Origin of the sequence: Aliiroseovarius zhejiangensis (genome assembly GCF_014656375.1) — a bacterium.
In the GTDB taxonomy this organism is placed as follows: Bacteria; Pseudomonadota; Alphaproteobacteria; order Rhodobacterales; family Rhodobacteraceae; genus Aliiroseovarius; species Aliiroseovarius zhejiangensis.
Window position 1 is genome coordinate 809,171 of the sequence record NZ_BNCH01000001.1, and the last position, 22,974, is coordinate 832,144.

Below are 22,974 nucleotides of genomic sequence, written 5' to 3' on the forward strand. Positions count from 1 at the left end.
AGACTGGGGGCATGAATAAGACCAACACACCCCAGATTCCTCTTGCCGATTTCCTGGCGTCCGGGTTTCCCGCCCCTCAGGATTTGCCGCCTGACGCCTATGACGGGCCACGGCGTTTCTTCAATCGCGAACTTAGCTGGCTTGGCTTTAACTGGCGCGTGCTGGAAGAGGCTGAAAACCCGCGTGTGCCTTTGTTGGAACGGCTGCGCTTCCTGTCGATTTCCGCCACCAACCTTGACGAGTTTTATACCGTTCGCGTGGCGGGTCTGCGTGAACTGGTGCGCGAAGGTGTGACAACCCCCGCCGCCGATGGGCTGAGCCCGACCGAGCAGTTGAAACTGATCGACACCGACGCTCGTGCGTTGATGGCGCGGCAACAGGTGGTGTTCGAGGAACTGGCAGGCGAAATGCAGGGTCAGGGCATCATCATTTGCCGTCGCGACGACCTGACGAAAGACGATCGCGACTATCTGGATCGCATATTCCTGAGCCAGGTCTTTCCTGTCCTGTCCCCGCTTGCCATCGACCCGGCACACCCGTTTCCGTTCATCCCGAACACCGGCTACACGCTGGCGCTGCAACTTGAACGCAAGTCGGACAAGCAGAAATTGAAGGCGCTTCTGCCCATCCCGCAACAGATCGACCGCTTCGTGCCCCTGCCCGCCGAAGAAGGCCAGTATCGCTTCCTGCCGCTGGAAGATTTGCTGCTGGAGCATCTGGGCTTGCTGTTCCCCGGCTATGTCGAGAAAGGCAGCTGCGCCTTCCGTATCCTGCGCGACAGCGATCTTGAGGTCGAAGATGAAGCCGAAGACCTTGTGCGCGAGTTTGAAACCGCCCTGAAACGCCGCCGGCGGGGCGAGGTGGTACGGATGAAGATCACCAAGAACGCGCCATCCGGGCTGTTGTCGATGATCATGCGCGAGCTGAAAGTCACAGATGACGAGATTGTCGAGGTCGACGGCATGATCGGTATGGCTGATCTTGGCCAGCTTGTCCTGAAGGACCTGCCCGACCTATTGTGGCCCAGCTTTTCACCGCGGGTGCCGGAACGGGTTCAGGACCATGACGGCGATATGTTCGCCGCGATCCGGCAAAAAGACATGCTGCTCCATCACCCGTACGAGACTTTCGACATGGTGGTGCGTTTTCTGCATCAGGCCGCGCGTGATCCGAATGTGGTGGCGATCAAGCAAACGCTCTATCGCACGTCACATGACAGCCCGATCGTCTCGGCCCTGTGCGAAGCGGCCGAGGACGGCAAATCAGTCACCGCGCTGGTTGAACTGAAAGCCCGGTTTGACGAGGCCGCGAACATCCGTCAGTCACGACGGCTGGAACGCGCGGGCGCGCATGTTGTCTATGGGTTCATCAACTATAAAACTCACGCCAAGATCTCGACCGTGGTGCGCCGCGAGGGGGACGAACTGGTGACATACACCCATTATGGCACCGGCAACTATCACCCGATCACCGCGCGCATCTATACCGACCTCAGCCTGTTCACCTGCGACCCGGCGCTGGGGCGTGACGCAACGCGCGTTTTTAATTACCTGTCGGGTTATGCCGAACCGCAATCGCTTGAAAACCTTGCGATTTCTCCGCTGGATCTGAAATCGACACTGATCGAACGCATCGAAGCCGAGGCCACCCATGCCCGTGACGGCAAACCGGCTGAAATCTGGGCCAAGATGAACTCGCTGGTCGAACCTGACGTGATCGACGCGCTTTATGCGGCCTCGCAGGCGGGGGTGAAAATCAGCCTTGTTGTGCGCGGCATCTGCGGGTTGCGCCCCGGCATCAAGGGGCTGTCCGAGAACATCCGGGTCAAGTCGATTGTGGGACGGTTTCTGGAACATTCCCGGATCGTCTGTTTCGGTAATGGCTATGGATTGCCGTCGAAAAAGGCGCGCGTTTACATGTCGTCTGCCGACTGGATGGGGCGCAACCTGAACCGCCGCGTGGAAACCCTGGTCGAAATCGAGAATGCCACCGTCAAGGCCCAGATCGTCAGTCAGATCATGGCCGCCAACCTGGCCGATGTTGCGCAAAGCTGGGTCATGCAGCCTGACGGACGCTTCCACCGCGCCGATCTTGGCAATATCGAACGCCCGTTCAATTGCCACCGCTTCTTCATGGAAAACCCGTCGCTGTCCGGTCGCGGCTCGGCCGGGGCATCCGACGTGCCGGAACTGACCCATTCGCAAGATTGATCGCGGACGGACAGCCAGCTAACGTATCACCACGAAACAGAGGACATTCGATGGACGGACGCGGTGAAACCGGTGACGATTGGGGGCCATTTGGACGTCCGCTGTTTGATGATCCCTCAGTACGGGCGCTGCGGCGTGTCGGGGTGGTGGATATCGGGTCGAACTCGGTCCGGTTGGTGGTGTTTGACGGGGCGGCGCGCAGCCCGGCCTATTTCTTCAACGAAAAGATCCTGTGTGGTCTGGGCACGGGGCTGGCGCAAACCGGTCGCTTGCATCCCGAGGGTCGCGCCCGCGCTCTTGCCGCCATCAAACGGTTTCAGAAGCTCGCAGAGGGGATGAAAATGCCCCCCCTGTCCGCAGTGGCCACCGCAGCGGTACGCGAGGCCAGTGATGGCCCGGAATTCTGCGACGAGGTGCTGCGCGAAACCGGGTTGAACATCTATGTCATTGATGGCGAGGAAGAGGCCCGCTTGTCGGCACAGGGTGTGCTGCTGGGCTGGCCCGATGCCAACGGGTTGATGTGTGACATTGGCGGCTCGTCGCTGGAACTGGCCAGCATTTCCGGTGGACAGGTTGGCAAACGCGTGACCTCGCCGCTTGGGCCTTTGAAGCTGGCCGGCGTTCCGGGTGGCAAGAAGGGGTTGAAGGCCGAGATCGCCCGCGTGGTCGGGCAGCTTGCCGAAACCATGGGCACCGATCACAAGCGCCTGTTTCTGGTCGGCGGATCATGGCGGGCCATTGCACGACTGGACATGGAGCGGCGTGGCTATCCCCTGACGGTCCTGCACGAATATCGCATGACGCCAAAATCCCTGATCACCACGCTTAATTGGATTGACGAGATCGACCTGAACCAGATTCGCCAGCGCACTGGCACGTCGGCTGCTCGGATGGCGCTGGTGCCGATTGCCGCGCAGGTGCTCAAGCGTCTGGTGCGAGAATTTCGCCCGAAAGAGATCGCCGTCAGCTCGTTCGGCATCCGCGAAGGGCTGCTGTATCAGCAAATGCCCGAACGTCTTCGCCGGCGTGATCCGCTGATCGAAGCCTGCTATGTCGCCGAACAGAAGGACGCGCGCATCCCCGGCTTTGGCAAGCGTCTGTTCGCGTTTCTGCAACCCCTGTTCAAATCCGCCAAACCCGCAGAACTGCGACTGATCAAGGCGGCCTGCCTGCTGCATGATGTTAGCTGGCGCGCCCACCCTGATTATCGGCACGAGGTCTGTTTCGACAACGCGACCCGCGCCAATCTGGGCGGATTGACCCATCAGGAGCGTGTGTTCCTGGGCCTAGCACTTTTGCACCGTTACAAAAATGCCCGCGAAGGTTCGCGGTTCGAACCGCTGTTCGGCATCCTGTCAGAAAAGAACATCAACCGGGCCGAAGTGTTGGGCAAGGCGATGCGGTTCGGCGCAATGCTGACGATGAAAGATCCGACCAAACTGGCCGCGCTGAAGTGGTTTCCGAAGAAACGCCAACTTGTGCTGATCCTGGACAAGGGCGGCAAAGACCTGTTCGGCGAAGTGGCCGAAGCCCGCTTCACGGCGTTGGCGAGCGCGCTCCAGGCAGAAGCCACCGTGAAGTTCCGGCGCTAAAGCTCGGTCTCTCCGGGGGCTGCCGGATCGGCGCCCAGCGGGATGCGCCGCCGGATGATGATATCGCCATTGGGCAGGGTTTCGGGCGGGTGATAGGCGTTCAGATCGCCGAACCGGTCAACCAGTTCAGCCCAGCCTTCCGCCCATTTTTCGGCCATCGGCTCAACCTCTTTCGCCAATCCATCCAGCAGCAGCTGAAACCCCCGGTTCAACAACTCTGCCCCTTCGGACAGTTCGGGGTTGTCAGGCGGCGGGGTATCCATCCCCTTGTCTTCGGTCAGGGCCGGGGCGGTCAGGCTGGCAAGGACGATCAGCGCCGATGCGGTGGTTTTTGTGATCTGTTTCATCCACTATATTTAGGCGCGATCCGGCTGGTGTGAAGGCGACAGATCAAAGTCAATCGACACCGGGAAATGATCGGATGCGGTCAACAGGGCCTCGCGCAGTTCGGGCGTACCATAGCATTCGGGGTCGTCGAACGGGTGCCAGATGCGCCACTGCGGGTCTCTGGCCGCCAGATCGGGCGAGACCATCACGTAATCCAGCAGCGCCTGAAGAAAGCGCCGCTCCTTGGCGATATAGAACCGCGACGTGGCCGGGCGGGCCCCTGACTTGTGGGTCAGGATCATCCGCGCGTGCGGGTCATACATGCAGGTCGCGTCATCCTCTCCCATCACGATCTCGACGCCGGAACGGCCGAACAGTTTCTCGTAATCGTCCAGCCCCGGACCGTCATTGAAATCACCCAGCACGATCAGCGGGTCACCGGCACGCAAGTGGTCGTCCACCCGTTGGCGTATCCAGATACATTGCGCCATCTGCTTGCGGCGGTTTTCAATCGCCAGTCGTATGACATCGCTTGGCCCCTGCGCACCGTGGGGGGCTTTCGATTTCACGTGAACACCGATCAGTCGCAGCGGTGTTCCGCTTTCCCGGTGCGTCAGCTCCACCTCAAGCGGCGGCTTGGAAAACACGATCGGCTCGGGCGAGGCATCGGTGTCCAGATCAAGATGAAAAACCCCGTCAAATCGCGGCGCAACACGCGCACCGACCTCGCCCAGCGGGTCATGGCGGGCGGAAAAGACATAGGGGTCATACATCAGCGCGATTTCCTGCTGGGTGTCATTTGCAAACCCGATCAGCGCCTTGCGGGCGCGCAGATCGAACAGATCGGCGAACCGTTCCAGCGCGGGCACAGTATATCGGCGCCTGTTCTCGTCGGGCGCTTCGATCACCATGATGGCATCCGCGTCAAGCGCCCCGAACACCATTCCCACTGCATTCAGCTGCGCCCGCCGCGTGACATCACGCCGCCCGGACCATTGTTCGTCGAACAGCGGATGGCCTTCGTCGTCAAACAGCGAATTGAACCATTCGACATTATAGGTCGCGATCCGCATCAGGATCGATCCTTGCTGATCTCTTCCCAGGCCCGGTTGACGGCGATCAGCCGTTTTTCGGCCAGTTTGACAGCCTCTTCCGGAACACCACGCGCCAGCATCCTGTCGGGGTGGCTTTCGCGCACCTCGGACCGCCAGACTTTGCGGATTTCTTCAAGCGGCGTGTCGGGTGTGACGCCCAATACGTCGTACGGATCGGGATGGGCATCCGGCACCAGCCGCGACCGCAAGGCCCGGAACTTGCGCGGGGCGATGCCGAAAATCTCGGACACATGTTGAAGGAAGTCGTTTTCGGCCGGGTGATACTCGCCATCGGCAATCGCGATATGAAAGAGGCCTTCCATCAGATCGCAGAGCGCCGGATCGTCCGGTCCGAACATCGCCGCGACCTTCTGGGCATAAAGCTCGAACCCCGCCACATCGGTGCGGGCCAGGTTGAACAGCCGGGCCGCGTTCTTTTCTTCGCTTTCCGGGATGTCAAAAACCTCGCGAAAGGCCGACACTTCGTCCCGCGTGACCAGGCCGTCGGCTTTCGCCATCTTCGCGCCCAGCGCAATCACGGCAATCGCAAACCCTGCCGAGCGTTCGGGGGGCGTGCGCAAATGTGCAAACACGTCAGACAGTGTTTCGCCCTTGGCAAGGGCGGACAGGGCATCTGTTATGCGCGACCAGATAGACATGCGCTTTTGTTACACAGTCCGGCACATGAAAACGAGCATAAAGCGTGCGCCAACCGCCATGATTTTTGCGTCAAAGCACTGGGTGCGTGTCGTTTTTTCAGTTTACTATCCTTGAATATTGACCCCAAGTCACCATGTGACACCAAATATGACTAAAACAGTAGGGATACATGAATGCTCCTAAGGACATTTGACCGCTTCTTCCGCCATGATGCATCGGGGGGCGTTCTGTTGATGCTGTCCGCCGTTGCCGCGATGATCGCCGCCAACGGGCCCGTCGCGGGTCAGGTCAATGATGTTCTGGGGGCCAAGTTTTCGATCCTGATCAATGATCAAGGTCTGTCCAAGCCGCTGATCTTGTGGATCAATGACGGATTGATGGCCGTGTTCTTCCTGCTGATCGGGTTGGAGCTTAAGCGCGAAATGCTGGAAGGCAAGCTGCGCAACCCGCGCGACATCATCCTGCCGGGCATGGCGGCCGTGGGCGGCATGGCCGTTCCGGCCGTCATCTATGCCGCGATCAACTGGTCCAATCCCGAAACTTTGTCAGGCTGGGCCATTCCGGCGGCCACGGATATTGCCTTTGCGCTGGGTATTCTGGCGCTGATCGGAACACGTGCCCCCGTGGCGTTGAAGGTGTTTTTGCTGACCCTTGCCATTCTGGATGACCTCGGCGCCATCATCGTGATCGCACTGTTCTATACGGCCGAACTGAAGGTCGAGTATCTGTTATACGCGTTGGTGCCGCTGGTCGCGATGTGGTGGCTGAACATGCGTCAGGTGCACCGGATCGCACCAATTCTGATGCTGGGTGCCGTGCTTTGGGTGCTGGTTCTGAAGTCCGGGGTGCATGCCACATTGGCTGGTGTCGCCACCGCATTCTTCATTCCGATGAAGGACAAATGGGGGAAATCCCCTCTGCACAGCCTTGAACACGCATTGGCCCCTTACGTTTTTTTCATGATCGTGCCGATCTTCGCCTTCGCCAATGCAGGTGTCGCGCTTGAAGGCATGTCGGCAGACGCATTGATGGCCCCTGTGCCGCTGGGGATCATTGCCGGTCTTGTACTGGGCAAACAGCTTGGCGTCTTTGGCCTGACCTTCCTGACCGTGAAAGCCGGGTTCGCGCAGTTGCCGCACGGCGTGGGCTGGGCGCATGTCTATGGCGTTTCGGCGCTGGCGGGGATCGGGTTCACCATGTCGCTTTTCATTGGCAGCCTCAGCTTTGCCGATCCGGTTTTGATGAATGATGTGCGCCTGGGGGTTCTGGTGGCCTCGGGCCTGTCGGCTGTCATCGGGGCAACGGTTCTGGTGATGGCAGGCAATCCGACCCGCGAGGCGGAAAAGACCGCAGCCGAGCCGGCCTAGAGCCTCTTTTGCATCAGTAACAGGTCGTGCCACTGGCCAAACTTGCGCCCTGCCTCTGCCACGCGGCCGACGGTGACAAAACCGATGGCCGCGTGAAACGGCTCTGCATCTGGGTTTGAGGCGGAGATGCACGCGATGATCGAGTGCACCCCAAGATCGCGCGCGCGCTGCTCCACCTTTGCCATCAAGGCCCGGCCCTCCCCCTGCCCCCGCGCCGACGGGGCCAGCATGATCGAATGCTCTTTGGTGTGGGCATATCCCGACCCCGCTCGGAACGGGAACAGCGCGGCAAAACCAGCGATGCGTCCTTCCCGCTCGGCCACCAGAAACGCGTCATAATCGCGAAGGGCGTCGGCCACGTCCTGTTCCGTTTTTTCAACGCTGTTGAAAGTGATCAATGTCTCGCGGATCGCGAGGTTCCAAAGCGTGAGGATGCCGGGAATATCAGCCTGCGTGGCGGCGCGGATCATGGCAGTTCAACCAAGCCATGCGGCGTATCCAGCCACGCGCTGACCCCAGGTGCACCGGAATGAACCGACAGCCGACGATCCGCCACCAAGGGGGCGAGCGCAACCGACAGCGCCTCGGCCTCGGGGTGCGTGACCTCAAGTGCTGCCAAACGCAGCCCGAGGTCGGGCAGGTCGGGCGCGGGTTGGGCGCCCTTCCAGTGCAAAAGCCCCGGTGCACACCCTGAAAACGGCAGCCGCCCATCCGACGGGATCGCCATATCCCACGCATATGAGCCACGTTCCAGGGACAGCACGTCGCCGGTTCCGTCAGGCGCGCGATGCAGCGCCTGCGTCAGATCCGGCACCCGGACAACCCAGTTGGTCAGACGCGCAGGGCCGGTGAAATAGTCCAGGTCAAACCATCGCGCGCGACCGGGGTCGGGTGCGTCGGGGTTGATGGCGATGACCTCAAGATACGTAGATGGCCCCAGCGACCAAAGCGCATTGTGGGTGCCCATGAGCGGGTGTTCTCCTCCCCCCGCCATGGGCACCCCCAGCAGGTCCTCAAGGCACGCGACACCTTCAGACAGGGTCGCGGAGGACACCACAAGGTGATCAATCTGTCCCAGAGCCAAGCCAATCTCCTTCCCGGTCTGGGGTGAGGCTGGCGGGATTTGCTGCCAGCCGCAAGTGTCTTGTGCGTCAGGCGCGCGCTTCGCGCACCAGTTTCAGGATGTCCTGCGCGGCTTCAGGAATGTTCGTGCCCGGACCGAAAATGGCTTTCACACCGTTTTTATAAAGGAAGTCATAGTCCTGCTGCGGAATGACGCCACCGCAGATGACGATGATATCCTCGGCCCCCTGATCTTTCAGCGCGTTCACCAGTTGCGGGGCCAGCGTCTTGTGACCCGCGGCCTGAGAGCTGATGCCGACAATATGCACATCGTTGTCGATCGCGTCCTGCGCGGCCTCTTCCGGGGTCTGGAACAGTGGGCCCACATCGACGTCAAAACCAATATCGGCAAAGGCCGTGGCGATCACCTTGGCCCCCCGGTCGTGCCCGTCCTGCCCCATCTTGACCACCAGCATGCGCGGGCGACGGCCTTCAGCCTCGGCAAACTCCTCGACCGATTTCTGAATGGCGGCAAATCCTTCGTCGCCTTCATAGGCGGCGCCATAGACACCGGCCAGCGTTTTCACCTCGGCGCGGTGGCGACCGAATTCCTTTTCCATGGCCATAGAGATTTCTCCGACAGTTGCGCGGGCGCGGGCGGCCTCGACAGCCGCTTCCAGCAAGTTTCCACCTTCTTTTGCACGGCGGGTCAGTTCCGCCAGCGCAGCTTCGCAGGCGGCGCCATCCCGTGTCGCGCGGATCTTTTCAAGCCGTGCCACCTGGCTTTCGCGCACCGCCACGTTGTCGACATCCAGAATGTCGATCGGGTCTTCTTTTTCCAGCTTGTACTTGTTCACACCAACGATGGTTTCTTCGCCACGGTCGATCATCGCCTGACGCTTGGCCGCCGATTCCTCGATGCGCAGCTTGGGCATGCCGCTGGCAACGGCCTTGGTCATGCCGCCCATCTCTTCGACCTCTTCCATCAGGGCCCAGGCCTTGTTGATCAGCTCGTCGGTCAGGCTTTCGACATAGTAGGAGCCCGCCAGCGGATCGACCACGTTCGTGATCCCCGTTTCCTCCTGCAAGATGATCTGCGTGTTGCGCGCGATCCGGGCCGAGAAATCGGTGGGCAGGGCGATGGCTTCATCCAGCGCGTTGGTGTGCAAGGACTGGGTGCCGCCCAGCGCCGCCGACATGGCTTCATATGCCGTGCGGATCACGTTGTTATAGGGGTCTTGTTCCTGCAGGCTGACGCCTGAAGTCTGACAGTGGGTGCGCAGCATCTTGGAGCGTTCCGACTTCGCGCCAAATTCCGTCATCACGCGGTGCCACAGGGTGCGGGCTGCGCGCAGCTTGGCGGCTTCCATGAAGAAATTCATGCCGATGGCGAAGAAGAAAGACAGGCGGCCTGCGAACTTGTCCACGTCCATGCCGGCCTCGATCGCGGCGCGCACATATTCGCGCCCATCGGCCAGCGTATAAGCCAGTTCCTGCACCAGATTCGCGCCGGCTTCCTGCATGTGATAGCCGGAGATAGAGATCGAGTTGAATTTCGGCATCTCATTGGACGTGTATTCGATGATGTCCGAGATGATCCGCATCGACGGTTCTGGCGGATAGATATAGGTGTTGCGCACCATAAACTCCTTCAGAATATCGTTCTGAATGGTGCCCGACAGAAGCGCCCTGTCATGTCCCTGCTCTTCTCCGGACACGATAAAGTTGGCCAGGATCGGGATTACAGCCCCGTTCATCGTCATCGAGACCGAAACCTTGTCCAGCGGAATGCCATCAAACAGGATTTTCATATCCTCGACCGAGTCGATGGCGACACCCGCCTTGCCCACATCGCCCACCACGCGCGGGTGGTCACTGTCATAACCCCGATGCGTGGCAAGGTCGAAGGCAACCGACACACCTTGCTGACCCGCCGCCAGGTTGCGGCGATAAAAGGCGTTGCTTTCCTCGGCGGTCGAGAAGCCCGCATACTGGCGAATGGTCCAGGGGCGGCCCGCATACATAGTCGCCTTCACGCCACGGGTGAAGGGGCCAAAGCCGGGCATGCCGCCCATATGGTCCAGATCCTTGGTGTCGTCCGCCGTGTAAAGCGGTTTGACCTCAATCCCTTCCAGGGTGTCCCAGGTCAGATCCTCCAGGGCACGACCGCGAAGTTCCTTCTCGGCCAGTTCTTTCCACTTGGCTGTATCGCTCATGGCGTCATCCTTTTCGTATTTCGGTGTCTGTCCCGTCATAACGCGCTCTCGACCCGCAATTCAGCGGCGCCGACAACGCGTGGGGCGAAGTCTTCGATCTGTTTGCGCAAGGCTGGCGCGGCATCCGGTGTGGTGGCATAGAAGCTGACATCGCGTCCGCCAAGGAACCCGCCCGCGCCGGTATAGCGCAGCGTTCCAACCTTGACCCAACCCGCGCCGATGCCGTTATCAATCCATCGGTCATAGATTATGGCCAGTTCGACACCGGCATCCTGTACGATCTCGTCGGCCCACCCGTCTTGCGGGTTGTCCAGCCTGGTCGACAGCGCGCGGTAGGAAGCCAATCCCCACAAATCCAGAACATAGTTGGGATTGTTCCACGCAACGTAGCCCAGATCGTTTACCGCGACCGGCTTTTGATACACCTCTTTCACGAAGGTGCTCATATTGCGCTGCTGTGAATAGATGCCCAGCGCACCGTATTTTCCGTATTTCACCAGCCACGCCCCATAGGATACGGCCAGATAAGCGAAACTGATCACAAACAGCGCCCGCGCCGACGTCAGGCTTTCGGCCCGGAACACGCCCAGCATAACCATGCCGAAGACGAAGCTGAGGGCATAGAGTTCGTACCGATTGAACCAGCCAAACTGACCCAGCAGCAAATGTCCGGTTCCAGCAAACACCGCCCCGGCCAACAACGCCCGTACCTTACCCTCTACTCGCGAGAGGGCCGCCGCCGCCACCACAACAGCAATCATCATCACGATGGCCTTGTCGGACAAAAGCAACTGGGTCGCCAGTTTTATCGGCAGGTCAATCAGGTTGAAGCGACTGTCCTGCCCGCCCCCTGCCAGTTTCGCCATGACGGAATTGGGCAGCGGCTCCAACCCAAGTGAGGTCAGAAACAGCATGAACCCCGCAACCAGAGCCACCGCAATGGCAAACAGCGCCGCGCCCGCCTTCCACCGTCCCAACATCGCCAGAGCGAGCACCGCGCCGCCCGTGACCGCCAAGCCTTCAAATCGGATCATCGGCCCCAGAAGCATGCCTGCAACCAAGAGCCAATGCAGCCGCCCTTCGTCAAGCTGATATTGCAGCCCGCGCAAAACGGCCAAGCCCGCCAGCACATGCAGGGTGTGTTCCATCCCCACCTGTGCTATCCCGGCCAAGTTGAACGCCAAGGGGCCAAGGATCGCCAAGGCAAGTGCAACACGCCAATCCGCGACCGCGTTCTGCACAATGCGCCCCCAAAGCAAAGCCGCCAATACCAGTGCAACCACGTTCCAGAACACAGGCACCAGCGCATGAAATTCGGTGCCCGAGAACGGCACCAACAAGAGCGGGTAAATCGGTGACGACGCAGCCGAAGTATATTCGCCCGGATTCACCCCATACCCCCCTGCCGCGATCTGTTCCGCGACAGCCAGATGGATGTAAACATCGTCCAAGGGGTATTCGAACGCCCCCACCAAGCCATATGCCATGGCTTGCACAAGCAGAAACACCGCCACGCTGACGCCAACCGCAACTGCGGGTTCAAAGCGACGCACGCCTGTCATCGTGGCGGTCAGGCTCATCCTTACTCAAACTCCATGATCACTTCGTCAACGGCCAGACTGTCACCAGCGGTCGCGTTGATCTTGGACACGACGCCCTTCTTTTCAGCGCGCAGAATGTTTTCCATCTTCATCGCCTCGATGGTGCACAGGGCCTGGCCTTCCTGCACCTCTTGCCCGGCTTCCACATCCACCTTGACCATCAGGCCCGGCATTGGGCAGAGCAGCATTTTCGATGTATCCGGCGGAAGTTTTTCGGGCATCAGGCGCGCCAGTTCTGCCTGGCGGGGGGTGCGCACGTGCACCTTCAGGTCTGCCCCCCGGGTACGCACGCGCAACCCGGCGGTGACTTTGTCGACCTTCAGCACAAGCGGTGTGCCGCTGACATCCAGAACGGCAAGGCTGTCGCCCGGCGTCCAGTCGGACTTGACACGCAGCTTCGATCCATCCTCGAACTTGACGGTCGATCCTTTCTTGTCGGCCTTGATCTTGACCGCGATGTCTTCACCCTGGAGGGTTACGACCCATTTCTTGCCGACCTTGCGTTCATGGTTGTCCATCCGCCCGGTGATGCGGGTGCGGCGAATTTCGGCAACACGGTGCATCGCGGCGACCGAGGCCGCTACACGCTTCAGGTCATCCTTGCCCAGCGTGACCCCTTCGAACCCGTCGGGATACTGTTCTTCGATGAAGGCGGTCGTCATGTCGCCCTTGATGAAGATCGGGTGATCCATCACGGCGGACAGGAATGGCAGGTTGTGGCCAATGCCTTCGACCTCGAAACTGTCCAGCGCCACGCGCATCGCCTCGATCGCCTCGTCCCGGGTCGGCGCCCATGTGCAAAGCTTGGCAATCATCGGGTCATAATACATGCTGATCTCGCCGCCTTCATAGACACCGGTATCGTTGCGCACGGCCATGTCACCTTTCGGCGCGTCACCTTGCCACTTGTCATTGTCCAGAAGCGGACCAGCCGCGGTTTCCGCAGGCGGACGATACCGCGTCAGCCGCCCGATCGACGGCAGGAACCCACGATACGGGTCTTCCGCATACAGACGGTTTTCAATCGCCCAACCGGTCAGCGTGACATCCTTCTGGCCAAACGACAGCTTTTCGCCTGCCGCGACCCGGATCATCTGCTCAACCAGATCGACGCCGGTGATCAGCTCGGTCACGGGGTGTTCCACCTGCAAACGGGTGTTCATTTCCAGGAAATAGAAATTCTTGTCGCCATCGACAATGAATTCGACCGTGCCCGCGCTGGCATAATCCACCGCCTGCGCAAGCGCCACCGCCTGTTCACCCATCGCCTTGCGGGTCGCCTCGTCCAGGAACGGGCTTGGCGCCTCTTCCACCACTTTCTGGTTGCGGCGCTGGATCGAGCATTCCCGCTCGCCCAAATAGACGCCATTGCCGTGACTGTCGCACAGAACCTGAATTTCGATATGGCGCGGTTGCGTCACGAATTTCTCGATGAAGATACGATCATCCCCAAACGAGCTTGCGGCTTCGTTCTTTGACGACTGGAAACCTTCACGCGCTTCGTCGTCATTCCAGGCGATCCGCATCCCTTTGCCGCCACCCCCGGCGGAGGCCTTGATCATCACCGGATAACCGATTTCGTTCGAGATCTTCACCGCCTCGTCGGCATCCTCGATCAGGCCCATATAGCCGGGAACGGTCGACACTTTCGCATCCTGCGCGATTTTCTTCGAGGTGATCTTGTCCCCCATCGCCTCGATCGCGCCCTTGGGTGGGCCGATGAAGGCCACGCCGGCCTTCTCCAGCGCCTCGGCGAATTTCGAGTTCTCGGACAAAAACCCGTAACCCGGATGGACGGCTTCCGCCCCCGTGTCCTTAATCGCCTGCATCACCTTGTCGATCACGATATAGGACTGGTTTGCGGGTGGCGGGCCGATATGCACGGCTTCATCCGCCATTTTCACATGCAACGCATTCCTGTCAGCATCCGAATAGATGGCAACCGTCTGGATGCCCATCTTGCGGGCGGTCTTGATCACGCGGCAGGCGATCTCGCCCCGGTTTGCAATCAGGATCTTCTTGAACATGTCCTGTCCCTTCCGTTCAAATATAGGCGCGACGGGCAGGCCGATCGCGCAAAGTGGCATGGAAAAGCCCACCGGAAACGGTCCCGGCGGGCTGAAAATCATGAGAAGCGCCGCACACAGCGGCGATATGGTCAGTTACAGATGCGCACACCGACATCATCGCACAGCGCACCCGCGCCCGCGCCGATGACCGCGCCTGTAAGAAGGTTGCCGCTGGCCGCTTTCGCAACCACCGCACCCGTTGCCGCGCCGACACCGGCGCGCTGAAGGTCGTTCCACTGGCATCCTGCCAGCAGGGCAAGGGCCGTGGCCCCCACAAGAAGTTTGCTGATCTGCATCGTTGACTGCCTCTGGTTGTATTCTTTATGACATCCAGTTTGCCTTGATTTGCCAAAATTCCAAAGCAGATTTTTGAACCCTGCCCGACCAGCGCGTCATATACGGCCAGAAAGCTATCGCCGCGAACGCCCTTGGCAAAAAAGAGGCCCGGTTCAGTTGCTTTCGCAAAGAACCGGGCTGAAGAAGGGGAAGGGTAATGGTTTCGACAAACCATAGCGGAAAACGGGGATATGTCGTCCGCTTGAGAAACAGATTGGCATGCTTTTCCCGCGTTACAAGAACGCGTTGCGGCAACACCCGCCTTTTGGGCTGGAATCTGCCGGTTCGATGTGCGGGCGGGCGGGTTCATGCCGATCAGTCCTCGAAAATGTCCGGAAATGCGGCCGCTGCGCGGGTCACGTCGATCACCAGAAGCGCCTCGTAGCTTTCCGGGTCAAACGGATCCTCGGCGGGCACGACCTCGCGCCCGAACAGCCAGGACAGGCGCCCGGCATCCAGATTTCCGCGCTCGAACGGCTGATCGCCGAAGTAATGCCAAAGCGCCTCCATGAAGCCCGCATCGGCGCGGCGGTCGGCGGGTTTGCGGTCGGCGAACCGTTCCCGTGCAATCAGCGGCGTCGCGCCCGATTTGTTGGGGCGTCGGATGGTGAACTGATAATCCGACCCCGGAAGCCGACCCGGAAACCCTTTGTGTTTCGTCATATACGGCAGCGCCATCAGAACCCCTCCCATAATATACGGCAGCGCCATCAGAACCCCTCCCATACGCACATGCCGCCTTCGGGACGGTAGGCTTCGAAAAACTGTGTCGCTTCCGGGTCCGCAACGCCATGTTCGACGAACCGGTCTGACAGCACGATGATGACCTGATCGGGCAGATCGGTGCCTGCGTCGATCATGTGCGGCAGCACGAAATCCTGACACAGCACTGCCATGTCAGCCTCCGCCTGCATGAATTCCACGTCCCCGGTGCCGCGGGCGATGCGCGGAGCAAGGAACCGCACCCGGATCGCCGTTCCGACGGCACTGTCTTCGCCTTCGATCACATCTAGGAATGTCACCTCTTGCCCCGATGGCACATCGATCCGGGTGCCAGGTTCGAACAACGCAACCGTGGACCCGGCCGCGACCGGCGCAGACAGGGACAGGGCCACGGCACACGCCGCCGCCCCGACCAGACCCAACGGGCCGTTATGCGTTGCCTGACCCGACATCCTTACAGTGGGATATTGTCGTGTTTTTTCCATGGGTTCTGCAGCTTTTTATTGCGCAAGGACGCAAACGCCCGGCAGATCCGCATCCGCGACGACCGCGGCTGGATCACCTCGTCGATGAAGCCACGCTCGGCGGCCACGAAGGGGTTGGCAAAGCGTTCTTCGTAATCCTGCGTGCGCTGCGCAATCTTCTCGGAATCGCCCAGCTCGGACCGATAGAGGATCTCGGTCGCCCCCTTGGCGCCCATAACCGCGATCTCGGCGGTGGGCCAGGCATAGTTGAAATCGCCGCGCAGATGCTTGGACGCCATCACGTCATAAGCCCCGCCATAGGCCTTGCGGGTGATCAGCGTAACCTTCGGCACCGTGGCTTCGCCATAAGCGAAGAGAAGTTTTGCCCCGTGCTTGATGACGCCACCATATTCCTGGCTGGTCCCCGGCAGAAAGCCGGGCACGTCGACCAGCGTCAGGATCGGAATCTCGAACGCGTCGCAGAACCGCACGAACCGGGCGGCCTTGCGCGAACTGTCGATGTCCAGGCACCCGGCCAGCACCATCGGCTGATTGGCGACGACACCGACGGTCTGGCCCTCAAGGCGCACAAATCCGGTGATGATGTTCTTGGCGAAATCCTCTTGGATCTCATAAAAATCGCCTTCATCCGCCAGCTTCGCGATCAGCTCTTTCATGTCATAAGGCGCGTTGGCATTGTCGGGCACCAACGTATCAAGGCTTTTGTCCACACGGGCCGGATCATCGAAGAACGGGCGCGTGGGGGCCTTGTCGCGGTTGTTCAGTGGCAGAAAATCGACCAGTCGGCGGATTTCAGACAGCGCCTCGACATCGTTCTCGAACGCGCCATCCGCGACCGAGGATTTCCGTGTGTGAGTCGACGCCCCACCCAGTTCTTCGGCGGTCACAACTTCGTTGGTGACGGTTTTCACCACATCCGGGCCGGTCACGAACATGTAGGAGCTGTCTTTCACCATGAAAATGAAATCGGTCATGGCGGGGGAATAAACCGCCCCACCCGCGCATGGCCCCATGATGACCGAGATCTGCGGCACCACGCCCGACGCCATGATATTGCGCTGGAACACCTCGGCATAACCGGCAAGCGAGGCGACACCTTCCTGAATACGCGCACCACCGGAATCGTTGATGCCGATCACGGGCGCGCCGTTCTGCATCGCCATGTCCATGATCTTGCAAATCTTTTCCGCGTGCGTTTCCGAAAGCGAGCCGCCAAAAACGGTGAAATCCTGACTGAACACATAGACCAGCCGTCCGTTGATCGTGCCCCATCCGGTAACAACCCCATCCCCTGCGGGCTTGTCTGCCGCCATGCCAAATTCCGTGCAGCGGTGGGTCTTGAACATGTCGAATTCTTCGAACGAGCCTTCGTCCAGCAACAGCTCGATCCGCTCGCGCGCGGTCAGCTTGCCCTTTTGGTGTTGACTGTCGATGCGACGCTGGCCACCCCCAAGACGGGCGGTTTGACGACGATCTTCAAGCTCCTGATGGATATCTTTCATCTGGCGACACTCCTTGATTTCTGGGCAAAGTAACCTCCAAGCATCCGATCTGAAAGAAAAATTGGGCGAATTTGCAAACTTATTGCAATGTGATTATTGCAAATTGAATAAATGCAAATTCTTCTCGTCCGGGATGGACAGTCGAACAGCCCCCGCCTAGCCATACCCCATGTCGTCAAAACCCGCATCCCGTTTTCTGGACTCCTCCACGCCGCCGCATGTCTTTACCCTGACATTCGTCGCGGCGGCGGCAACGCTGTCGATGAATGTGTTTCTGCCGTCGCTGCCCGGCATGGCGCGGTATTTTCAGACAGACTATCACATCGTTCAGTTGTCTGTTGCGCTTTATCTTTGCGTCAATGCGGTAATGCAGGTCATTGTCGGCCCCGTATCCGACCGGTTTGGTCGCCGGCCGGTGATCCTGGCGGGGTTCGCCATCTACATCCTTGCCACACTTGGCTGTATCTATGCCCCCAGCATCGAGATATTCCTGGGCTTTCGTATGCTGCAAGCGGCGGTCGTCGTCGGCGTGGTCCTGTCACGCGCTGCCATTCGCGACATGGTGCCGGGCGATCAGGCAGCCTCGATGATCGGATATGTGACCATGGGCATGTCGATCATACCGATGATCGGCCCCTCGATCGGTGGCATTCTGGATCAGGCCCTTGGCTGGAAAGCCAACTTCTGGCTGCAAGCCGGCGCGGGCGTTGCGGCCATGTTGCTGACATGGCGCGATCTGGGCGAGACCATCACCCCGCAGCCCGGCGGGTTCAGCGCCCAGTTCCGCGCCTATCCTGCTTTGCTCACTTCACCCCGGTTCTGGGGATATTGCGCGTCAGCGGCGCTCACCTCGGGGGCGTTCTTCGCCTATCTTGGTGGCGCACCCTATGTCGGCAGCGAGATCTACGGCATGAGCCCTGCCCGCCTTGGCCTGTTCTTCGGCGCACCTGCGGCGGGGTATCTGGTGGGAAATTACCTCTCGGGCCGCTATTCCATGCGGGTTGGCCTGACCCGGATGGTGTTTTGGGGGGCCATCATCACGGCGACGGGACTGGCGCTCTCGCTTGCACTTTTCCTGCTTGGCCATGGGTCCGAGTATGTCTTTTTCGGCTTCATGACCTGGGTCGGGGTCGGCAATGGCATGACGCTGCCCAACGCCACCTCGGGTATGATGAGCGTGCGCCCCGAACTGGCGGGCAGCGCCTCGGGCTTGGGTGGCGCGCTCAACATCGGTGGTGGGGCGGCCTTGTCGGCAATAGCCGGGTGGCTGTTGGCACCGGGATCAACCGTCCTGCCGCTGTTGCTTTTGATGTTCACCTCGTCGGCGCTGGCGGTGGTGGCGATTATGTTGGTCATCCGGCGCGAGGCGCGGTTGAACCTTTGACGCAACACCTTTGCAAATGATACAAAGGCACAACCGCAAATTCTGCAAACCTTTCAAGGGAACGCCCCGCGCATGGCCACCCAAAAGCTCTATGCTGGTGTAAAACTTCGGGAAATTCGCACACGCCTTGGCCTGACGCAGAAGGTCTTTGCCGAAAAACTGGGCGTCAGCCTGCCTTACCTGAACCAGATGGAAAACAACAACCGCCCCGTTTCGACCGGGGTTGTTCTGGCGCTGGCGCAGGAGTTTGGCTTCGACGTTGCCGAATTGTCAACCGGGGATGCCGAGCGGCTGGTCAGTGACATGCGCGAGGCCTTTGCCGACCCGGTGTTCTCGGACGTGCCACCCCTGGCGGATCTGCGCTTGGCCGCGTCCAACGCCCCCGCCCTTGCCCATGCGCTTCTTGAACTGCACCGCGCCTATCGGATGGGCCATGAACGATTGGCGTCACTGGACGAAAGTCATGGCAGAGATGATCACGGATCGAAAGCCAGCCCGTGGGACGAGGTGCGCGATTTCTTTCACTATTGCGACAATTACATTGATGCAGTGGACCGTGCAGCCGAGCATTTCGCCACCACCGGAAAATCGCGCGGGCTGGACCCTGCCGGGATGGCCGAGGCCGTGTTGGGGGACCGGGGCATTCGGGTTGATCGGGTCGATCAGGAGGCCATGCGCAGCTATGACCCCGAAAGCCGGGTGCTGCGCCTGTCGCGCCGCCCGCCGCGCGCCACGCAGGAGTTTCAACTGCTGATGCAGGTCGCCCTGCTGACCCAGGACGCGCTTCTGGAAGCGACCTTGGATTTCGCGCGATTCCAAACCGACGAGGCCCGCGCCATCGCAAAACTGGGGCTTGCCAACTATTTCGCCGGCGCGGCCCGCCTGCCTTATGAGCAGTTTCTTGCCGCCGCTCACGAGACCCGCCATGACCTGGAACGGCTGGCAGAGCGTTTCGGCGCGTCGATTGAACAGGTGGCGCATCGGCTGTCAACGCTTCAACGGCCGGGCGCGAAGGGCATTCCGTTCTTTTTCGTGCGCGTCGATCAGGCCGGGACGATCACCAAGCGGCATTCGGCCACGCGGCTTCAGTTTGCCCGGTTCGGCGGCGCCTGCCCGCTGTGGAATGTTCACCAAGCCTTTGAAACACCTGGACGTTTTCTGCGACAACTGGCGCAGACGCCGGATGGTGTCAGGTATTTCTGCCTGTCGCGGAATGTCTCGAAATCAGGGGGCAGCTTCGATGCGCCGGTGCGGCGCTATGCGATCGGGTTGGGGTGCGAGGTGAAACATGCCGGTGCGCTTGTCTATGCCGACGATCTGGACGTCACGAATGATGCCGCATTCGAACCAATCGGCGTTTCCTGCCGAATCTGCGAACGTCAGGATTGCCACCAACGTTCGGTCCCGCCCCTTGAACGCAAGCTGCAAGTCGACCCATATTCACGGGGTATGCTTCCCTATGAGATCAAGCGATGAAGAAATTCCCCTTTCTGGTGCTTTTGATGGTGGCCATGTCTTGCGCCACTGTCGTGCCCGCGCCCGCACCTGCCCAGGCAAACAGCGTGCAATCCGCGCTTGAACGCAAAGTCTTCTATCAGTTCAATCCCCAGAAGGCGGACCCGAAAAACGCCCACCCGAAATTATCGGCGAAACGCTACAAGGGTGCGGTGATCTGGGTCACCCCGCCCGAAGCGGGCAAGCCGACGATCTATTACCTGCCGGGATCCGGGGGAAACCTTGGAACGCGGAAGAGGAAATTTCCCTGGTTTGTCAATCAGGGCTATGGGCTGGTGGCCCTGGCCTATCCGGGGATGAGCGGCAGCAAGGGTCTGCCCAGCCGCAAAACCATTCAAAGCCTGGCCAATTCGCTGTATCGCGATCTGCCTGAATATGTCGGAAATGGTCCGGTAATCATCATGGGGGAAAGTCTTGGAACAGGTGTCGCTCTTCAGATCGCTGACAGCAAGATCGGACGCCAGCGCCCCCCTTTGGGGCTGATCCTGCAAGCGCCTTATACATCGCTGAATGATCTGGTCGCCGCCAAGCAACCCGCGATGGTTCCGCTGTTTGCGGCACGCAATGACCTTTGGCCATCGAAACGCATCATCAAACGCGTCACTGTGCCGATATTCATCATGCATGGAGGCAGCGACAAAACGGTGCCGGTTTCGATGGGACGCACGCTTTTCAAGATGTCGCCTAGTCCAAACAAGCTGTTTGTCACGCAAAAAGCCGCCGGTCACACAACGATCTGGTCAACCAAATCCCTGAATAAAATGAAGAAGTGGATCGCGGCGCTTCAGTAAGCCAAGCCACCCCGCGACGCACGGGATGACTTGTCTGATGCAAGACGGGTCAGGCCGCCGTCAGCCGTCGATAAATCTCATCCTTCAGGGCAGCGCGTTTTTTGCGCATATCCTCTTCATTGAACTGGTCCGTTGGCTCTACGTTGGTTTCGGCGCGATGCACCGCGCGATTCAACTCGTGATATTCGTCGGCCAGCTTGGCGAAATGGGCGTCGGACTGTTTCAGTTCGGTCATCTTGTCGACCATTTCCGGAAACTCTTCATGCAATTCATGGGGGGTATGGGACATTCGCGACTTCTCCTTCTGTCTGTGTTCGACACAAGACTGCGCGCACGCCCGACCCGCCGCCTTGACCCGGATCAAACCACCGTCGTTAACGCTGTGAATTTTGCCAGTCAGGGTGGATCCAGGGCTGGTCATTTGACGCCGGCAACCGACGCCCAAGGATGTGGTCCGACGCCTTTTCCCCCACCATGATCGACGGTGCGTTCAGATTGCCATTGGTGATGCGCGGAAAGACTGAACTGTCGGCCACCCGCAGCCCGTCGACACCTATCACCCGCAATTCCGGGTCGACCACAGCCCGCGGATCATCCGCCCGTCCGATCCGGCACGTCCCGCAGGGGTGATAGGCGCTTTCGGCGTGATCACGAATGAAGCCGTCAATCTCGTCATCGGTTTGCAGGGCGCTTCCGGGCTGGATCTCGTGTTTCACGTGGTCTTTGAACGCATCCTGAGCAAAAATCTCGCGGGTCAGGCGGATGCAGGTGCGGAAGTCGCCCCAGTCCTGGTCCGTCGACATGTAATTGAAGAATATCCGCGGGGCCTCGTTCGGGTCGGCGCTTTTCAAGGTGATTTCACCGCGCGACGGGGATCGCATCGGGCCGGTATGGGCCTGAAAACCGTGCCCTTCGGCCGGCGCAGTGCCATCGTAACGCACCGCCATGGGCAGGAAGTGATATTGGATGTCCGGGTATTCGACGCCTGCGCGTGATCGGATGAAGGCTGCGCTTTCAAACTGGTTCGATGCGCCCAACCCGGTCTTGGTGAACAGCCATTGCGCACCAAGGATGCCCTTCCACACCAGGTTCCAATACCGATAGAGCGTGATCGGCTTCTGCGATGCATATTGCATATAGACCTCAAGATGGTCTTGCAGGTTCTGCCCGACACCCGTGCGATCCGCGACCACGTCGATGCCATGTTCGGCCAGATGTGCGGCGGGACCGATCCCCGACAGCATCAGAAGTTTGGGCGAGTTTATGGGGCTTGCTGCGATGATGACCTCGGCTTCGGCGCGGATCACCTCAACCCGGCCACCGCGTTCGACTTCGACACCTGTTGCGCGCCCATCCTCGATGATGACCTTTCGGGCGAAAGCACGGATCAAGTCGCAGTTTTCCCGTTTCAGCGCAGGGCGCAGATAGGCATTCGCCGCCGACCAGCGCCGCCCTTTCCAGACGGTCTGCTCCATGGGGCCGAAGCCTTCCTGCTGTTGCCCGTTGTAATCCCCTGTCACCGGATAGCCGGCCTGAGTTCCAGCGTCGACAAAGGCGTGGAACAGCGGGTTGGCACGGGGGCCTCTTGTGACATGCAGCGGCCCATCGGTGCCACGCCAGCTTGCGTCCCCGCCATGACCGCCGTCATGCCAGTGTTCCATCCGTTTGAAATAGGGCAACACATCGGCATAGGACCATCCATCAGCACCGCTTTCTGCCCAGTGGTCGAAATCCTTCGCATGTCCGCGCACATAAACCATGCCGTTGATTGAACTGGACCCACCAATGACCTTGCCGCGCGGTGTGACCAGACGGCGACCACCCAGATGCGGTTCGGGTTCGGTCATGAACCCCCAGTCATACTGGCGCATGTTCATGGGATAACTCAGCGCGGCGGGCATCTGGATGAATGGGCCTGCATCCGTGCCGCCATGCTCGATCACCAACACGCGCTTGCCCGCTTCGGCCAACCGATAGGCCATCGCACAGCCCGCGCTGCCTGCGCCGACGATGATATATTCTGCTTGCATAGTCGTTTCG

20 protein-coding genes are annotated in these 22,974 nt (G+C 60.1%); 6 read left to right on the forward strand and 14 right to left on the reverse strand.

The window, feature by feature from the left end; genetic code table 11:
* Nucleotides 1-11: 11 nt before the first annotated feature.
* Both IE188_RS04100 and IE188_RS04105 read left to right on the forward strand, forming a co-directional pair.
* Nucleotides 12-2,210, forward strand: coding sequence for an RNA degradosome polyphosphate kinase (locus IE188_RS04100; RefSeq protein ID WP_191285163.1), 2,199 nt, complete (start codon nt 12-14; stop codon nt 2,208-2,210).
* 50 nt (nt 2,211-2,260) lie between these two features.
* On the forward strand, nt 2,261-3,802 hold the full coding sequence (locus tag IE188_RS04105) for a Ppx/GppA family phosphatase (RefSeq protein WP_191285164.1): 1,542 nt from the start codon (nt 2,261-2,263) through the stop codon (nt 3,800-3,802).
* On the opposite strand, the gene IE188_RS04110 is transcribed toward IE188_RS04105, so the two are convergent.
* From IE188_RS04110 to IE188_RS04120, 3 genes are read right to left on the reverse strand one after another with little or no spacing between them, the layout of a single operon-like run.
* Entirely contained in the window at nt 3,799-4,149 is a 351-nt protein-coding gene (locus IE188_RS04110; RefSeq protein ID WP_191285165.1) for a hypothetical protein, read from the reverse strand. The genes IE188_RS04105 and IE188_RS04110 overlap by 4 nt on opposite strands.
* A 9-nt stretch (nt 4,150-4,158) precedes the next feature.
* A complete protein-coding gene (locus IE188_RS04115; protein ID WP_191285166.1) occupies nt 4,159-5,202 on the reverse strand; it encodes an endonuclease/exonuclease/phosphatase family protein in 1,044 nt (347 codons plus the stop codon).
* Nucleotides 5,202-5,882 (reverse strand): molecular chaperone DjiA, encoded by a 681-nt coding sequence (locus IE188_RS04120; RefSeq protein ID WP_191285167.1) that lies wholly within the window; start codon nt 5,880-5,882, stop codon nt 5,202-5,204. The genes IE188_RS04115 and IE188_RS04120 overlap by 1 nt, the downstream gene beginning before the upstream one ends.
* A 174-nt stretch (nt 5,883-6,056) precedes the next feature.
* Between IE188_RS04120 and nhaA the strand changes: the two genes are divergently transcribed.
* Nucleotides 6,057-7,250: a Na+/H+ antiporter NhaA gene (gene nhaA / locus IE188_RS04125; RefSeq protein WP_191285168.1), complete on the forward strand. Its 1,194-nt coding sequence runs from the start codon at nt 6,057-6,059 to the stop codon at nt 7,248-7,250.
* Here the strand turns inward: nhaA and IE188_RS04130 are convergent.
* The 9 genes from IE188_RS04130 to IE188_RS04170 form a co-directional block, all read right to left on the reverse strand.
* Nucleotides 7,247-7,720, reverse strand: coding sequence for a GNAT family N-acetyltransferase (locus IE188_RS04130; RefSeq protein WP_191285169.1), 474 nt, complete (start codon nt 7,718-7,720; stop codon nt 7,247-7,249). The genes nhaA and IE188_RS04130 overlap by 4 nt on opposite strands.
* The gene (locus tag IE188_RS04135) at nt 7,717-8,334 is read right to left on the reverse strand and encodes a VOC family protein (RefSeq protein WP_191285170.1); all 618 of its coding nucleotides are present in this window, start codon (nt 8,332-8,334) and stop codon (nt 7,717-7,719) included. The genes IE188_RS04130 and IE188_RS04135 overlap by 4 nt, the downstream gene beginning before the upstream one ends.
* Before the next feature lie 67 nt (nt 8,335-8,401).
* On the reverse strand, nt 8,402-10,528 hold the full coding sequence (gene scpA / locus IE188_RS04140; protein WP_191285171.1) for a methylmalonyl-CoA mutase: 2,127 nt from the start codon (nt 10,526-10,528) through the stop codon (nt 8,402-8,404).
* A gap of 35 nt (nt 10,529-10,563) precedes the next feature.
* Entirely contained in the window at nt 10,564-12,108 is a 1,545-nt protein-coding gene (locus tag IE188_RS04145; protein WP_191285172.1) for a hypothetical protein, read from the reverse strand.
* A 2-nt stretch (nt 12,109-12,110) separates the two neighbouring features.
* Nucleotides 12,111-14,156 (reverse strand): acetyl-CoA carboxylase biotin carboxylase subunit, encoded by a 2,046-nt coding sequence (locus IE188_RS04150; RefSeq protein ID WP_191285173.1) that lies wholly within the window; start codon nt 14,154-14,156, stop codon nt 12,111-12,113.
* A gap of 131 nt (nt 14,157-14,287) precedes the next feature.
* Nucleotides 14,288-14,494 carry a hypothetical protein gene (locus IE188_RS04155; RefSeq protein ID WP_191285174.1) on the reverse strand — a complete coding sequence of 69 codons (207 nt, stop codon included), beginning with the start codon at nt 14,492-14,494 and terminating at the stop codon, nt 14,288-14,290.
* 355 nt (nt 14,495-14,849) lie between these two features.
* Entirely contained in the window at nt 14,850-15,197 is a 348-nt protein-coding gene (locus IE188_RS04160; RefSeq protein WP_191285314.1) for a hypothetical protein, read from the reverse strand.
* Between the two features lie 47 nt (nt 15,198-15,244).
* Nucleotides 15,245-15,742 (reverse strand): DUF6497 family protein, encoded by a 498-nt coding sequence (locus tag IE188_RS04165; protein WP_229836470.1) that lies wholly within the window; start codon nt 15,740-15,742, stop codon nt 15,245-15,247.
* Entirely contained in the window at nt 15,712-17,244 is a 1,533-nt protein-coding gene (locus IE188_RS04170; RefSeq protein ID WP_191285175.1) for an acyl-CoA carboxylase subunit beta, read from the reverse strand. The genes IE188_RS04165 and IE188_RS04170 overlap by 31 nt, the downstream gene beginning before the upstream one ends.
* 169 nt (nt 17,245-17,413) lie before the next feature.
* Here IE188_RS04170 and IE188_RS04175 point away from each other — a divergent pair, with 169 nt between their 5' ends.
* The 3 genes from IE188_RS04175 (at nt 17,414) to IE188_RS04185 (ending at nt 20,934) form a co-directional block, all read left to right on the forward strand.
* On the forward strand, nt 17,414-18,628 hold the full coding sequence (locus IE188_RS04175; protein WP_191285176.1) for a multidrug effflux MFS transporter: 1,215 nt from the start codon (nt 17,414-17,416) through the stop codon (nt 18,626-18,628).
* A gap of 72 nt (nt 18,629-18,700) precedes the next feature.
* On the forward strand, nt 18,701-20,104 hold the full coding sequence (locus IE188_RS04180) for a helix-turn-helix domain-containing protein (RefSeq protein ID WP_191285177.1): 1,404 nt from the start codon (nt 18,701-18,703) through the stop codon (nt 20,102-20,104).
* A complete protein-coding gene (locus IE188_RS04185; RefSeq protein ID WP_191285178.1) occupies nt 20,101-20,934 on the forward strand; it encodes an alpha/beta hydrolase in 834 nt (277 codons plus the stop codon). Before IE188_RS04180 ends, IE188_RS04185 begins: the two co-directional genes overlap by 4 nt.
* Nucleotides 20,935-20,983: 49 nt before the next feature.
* Here the strand turns inward: IE188_RS04185 and IE188_RS04190 are convergent, their stop codons facing one another.
* On the reverse strand, nt 20,984-21,223 hold the full coding sequence (locus tag IE188_RS04190) for a YdcH family protein (protein WP_191285179.1): 240 nt from the start codon (nt 21,221-21,223) through the stop codon (nt 20,984-20,986).
* An 85-nt stretch (nt 21,224-21,308) separates the two neighbouring features.
* Nucleotides 21,309-22,964 (reverse strand): choline dehydrogenase, encoded by a 1,656-nt coding sequence (gene betA / locus IE188_RS04195; protein WP_191285180.1) that lies wholly within the window; start codon nt 22,962-22,964, stop codon nt 21,309-21,311.
* Nucleotides 22,965-22,974: the final 10 nt, after the last annotated feature.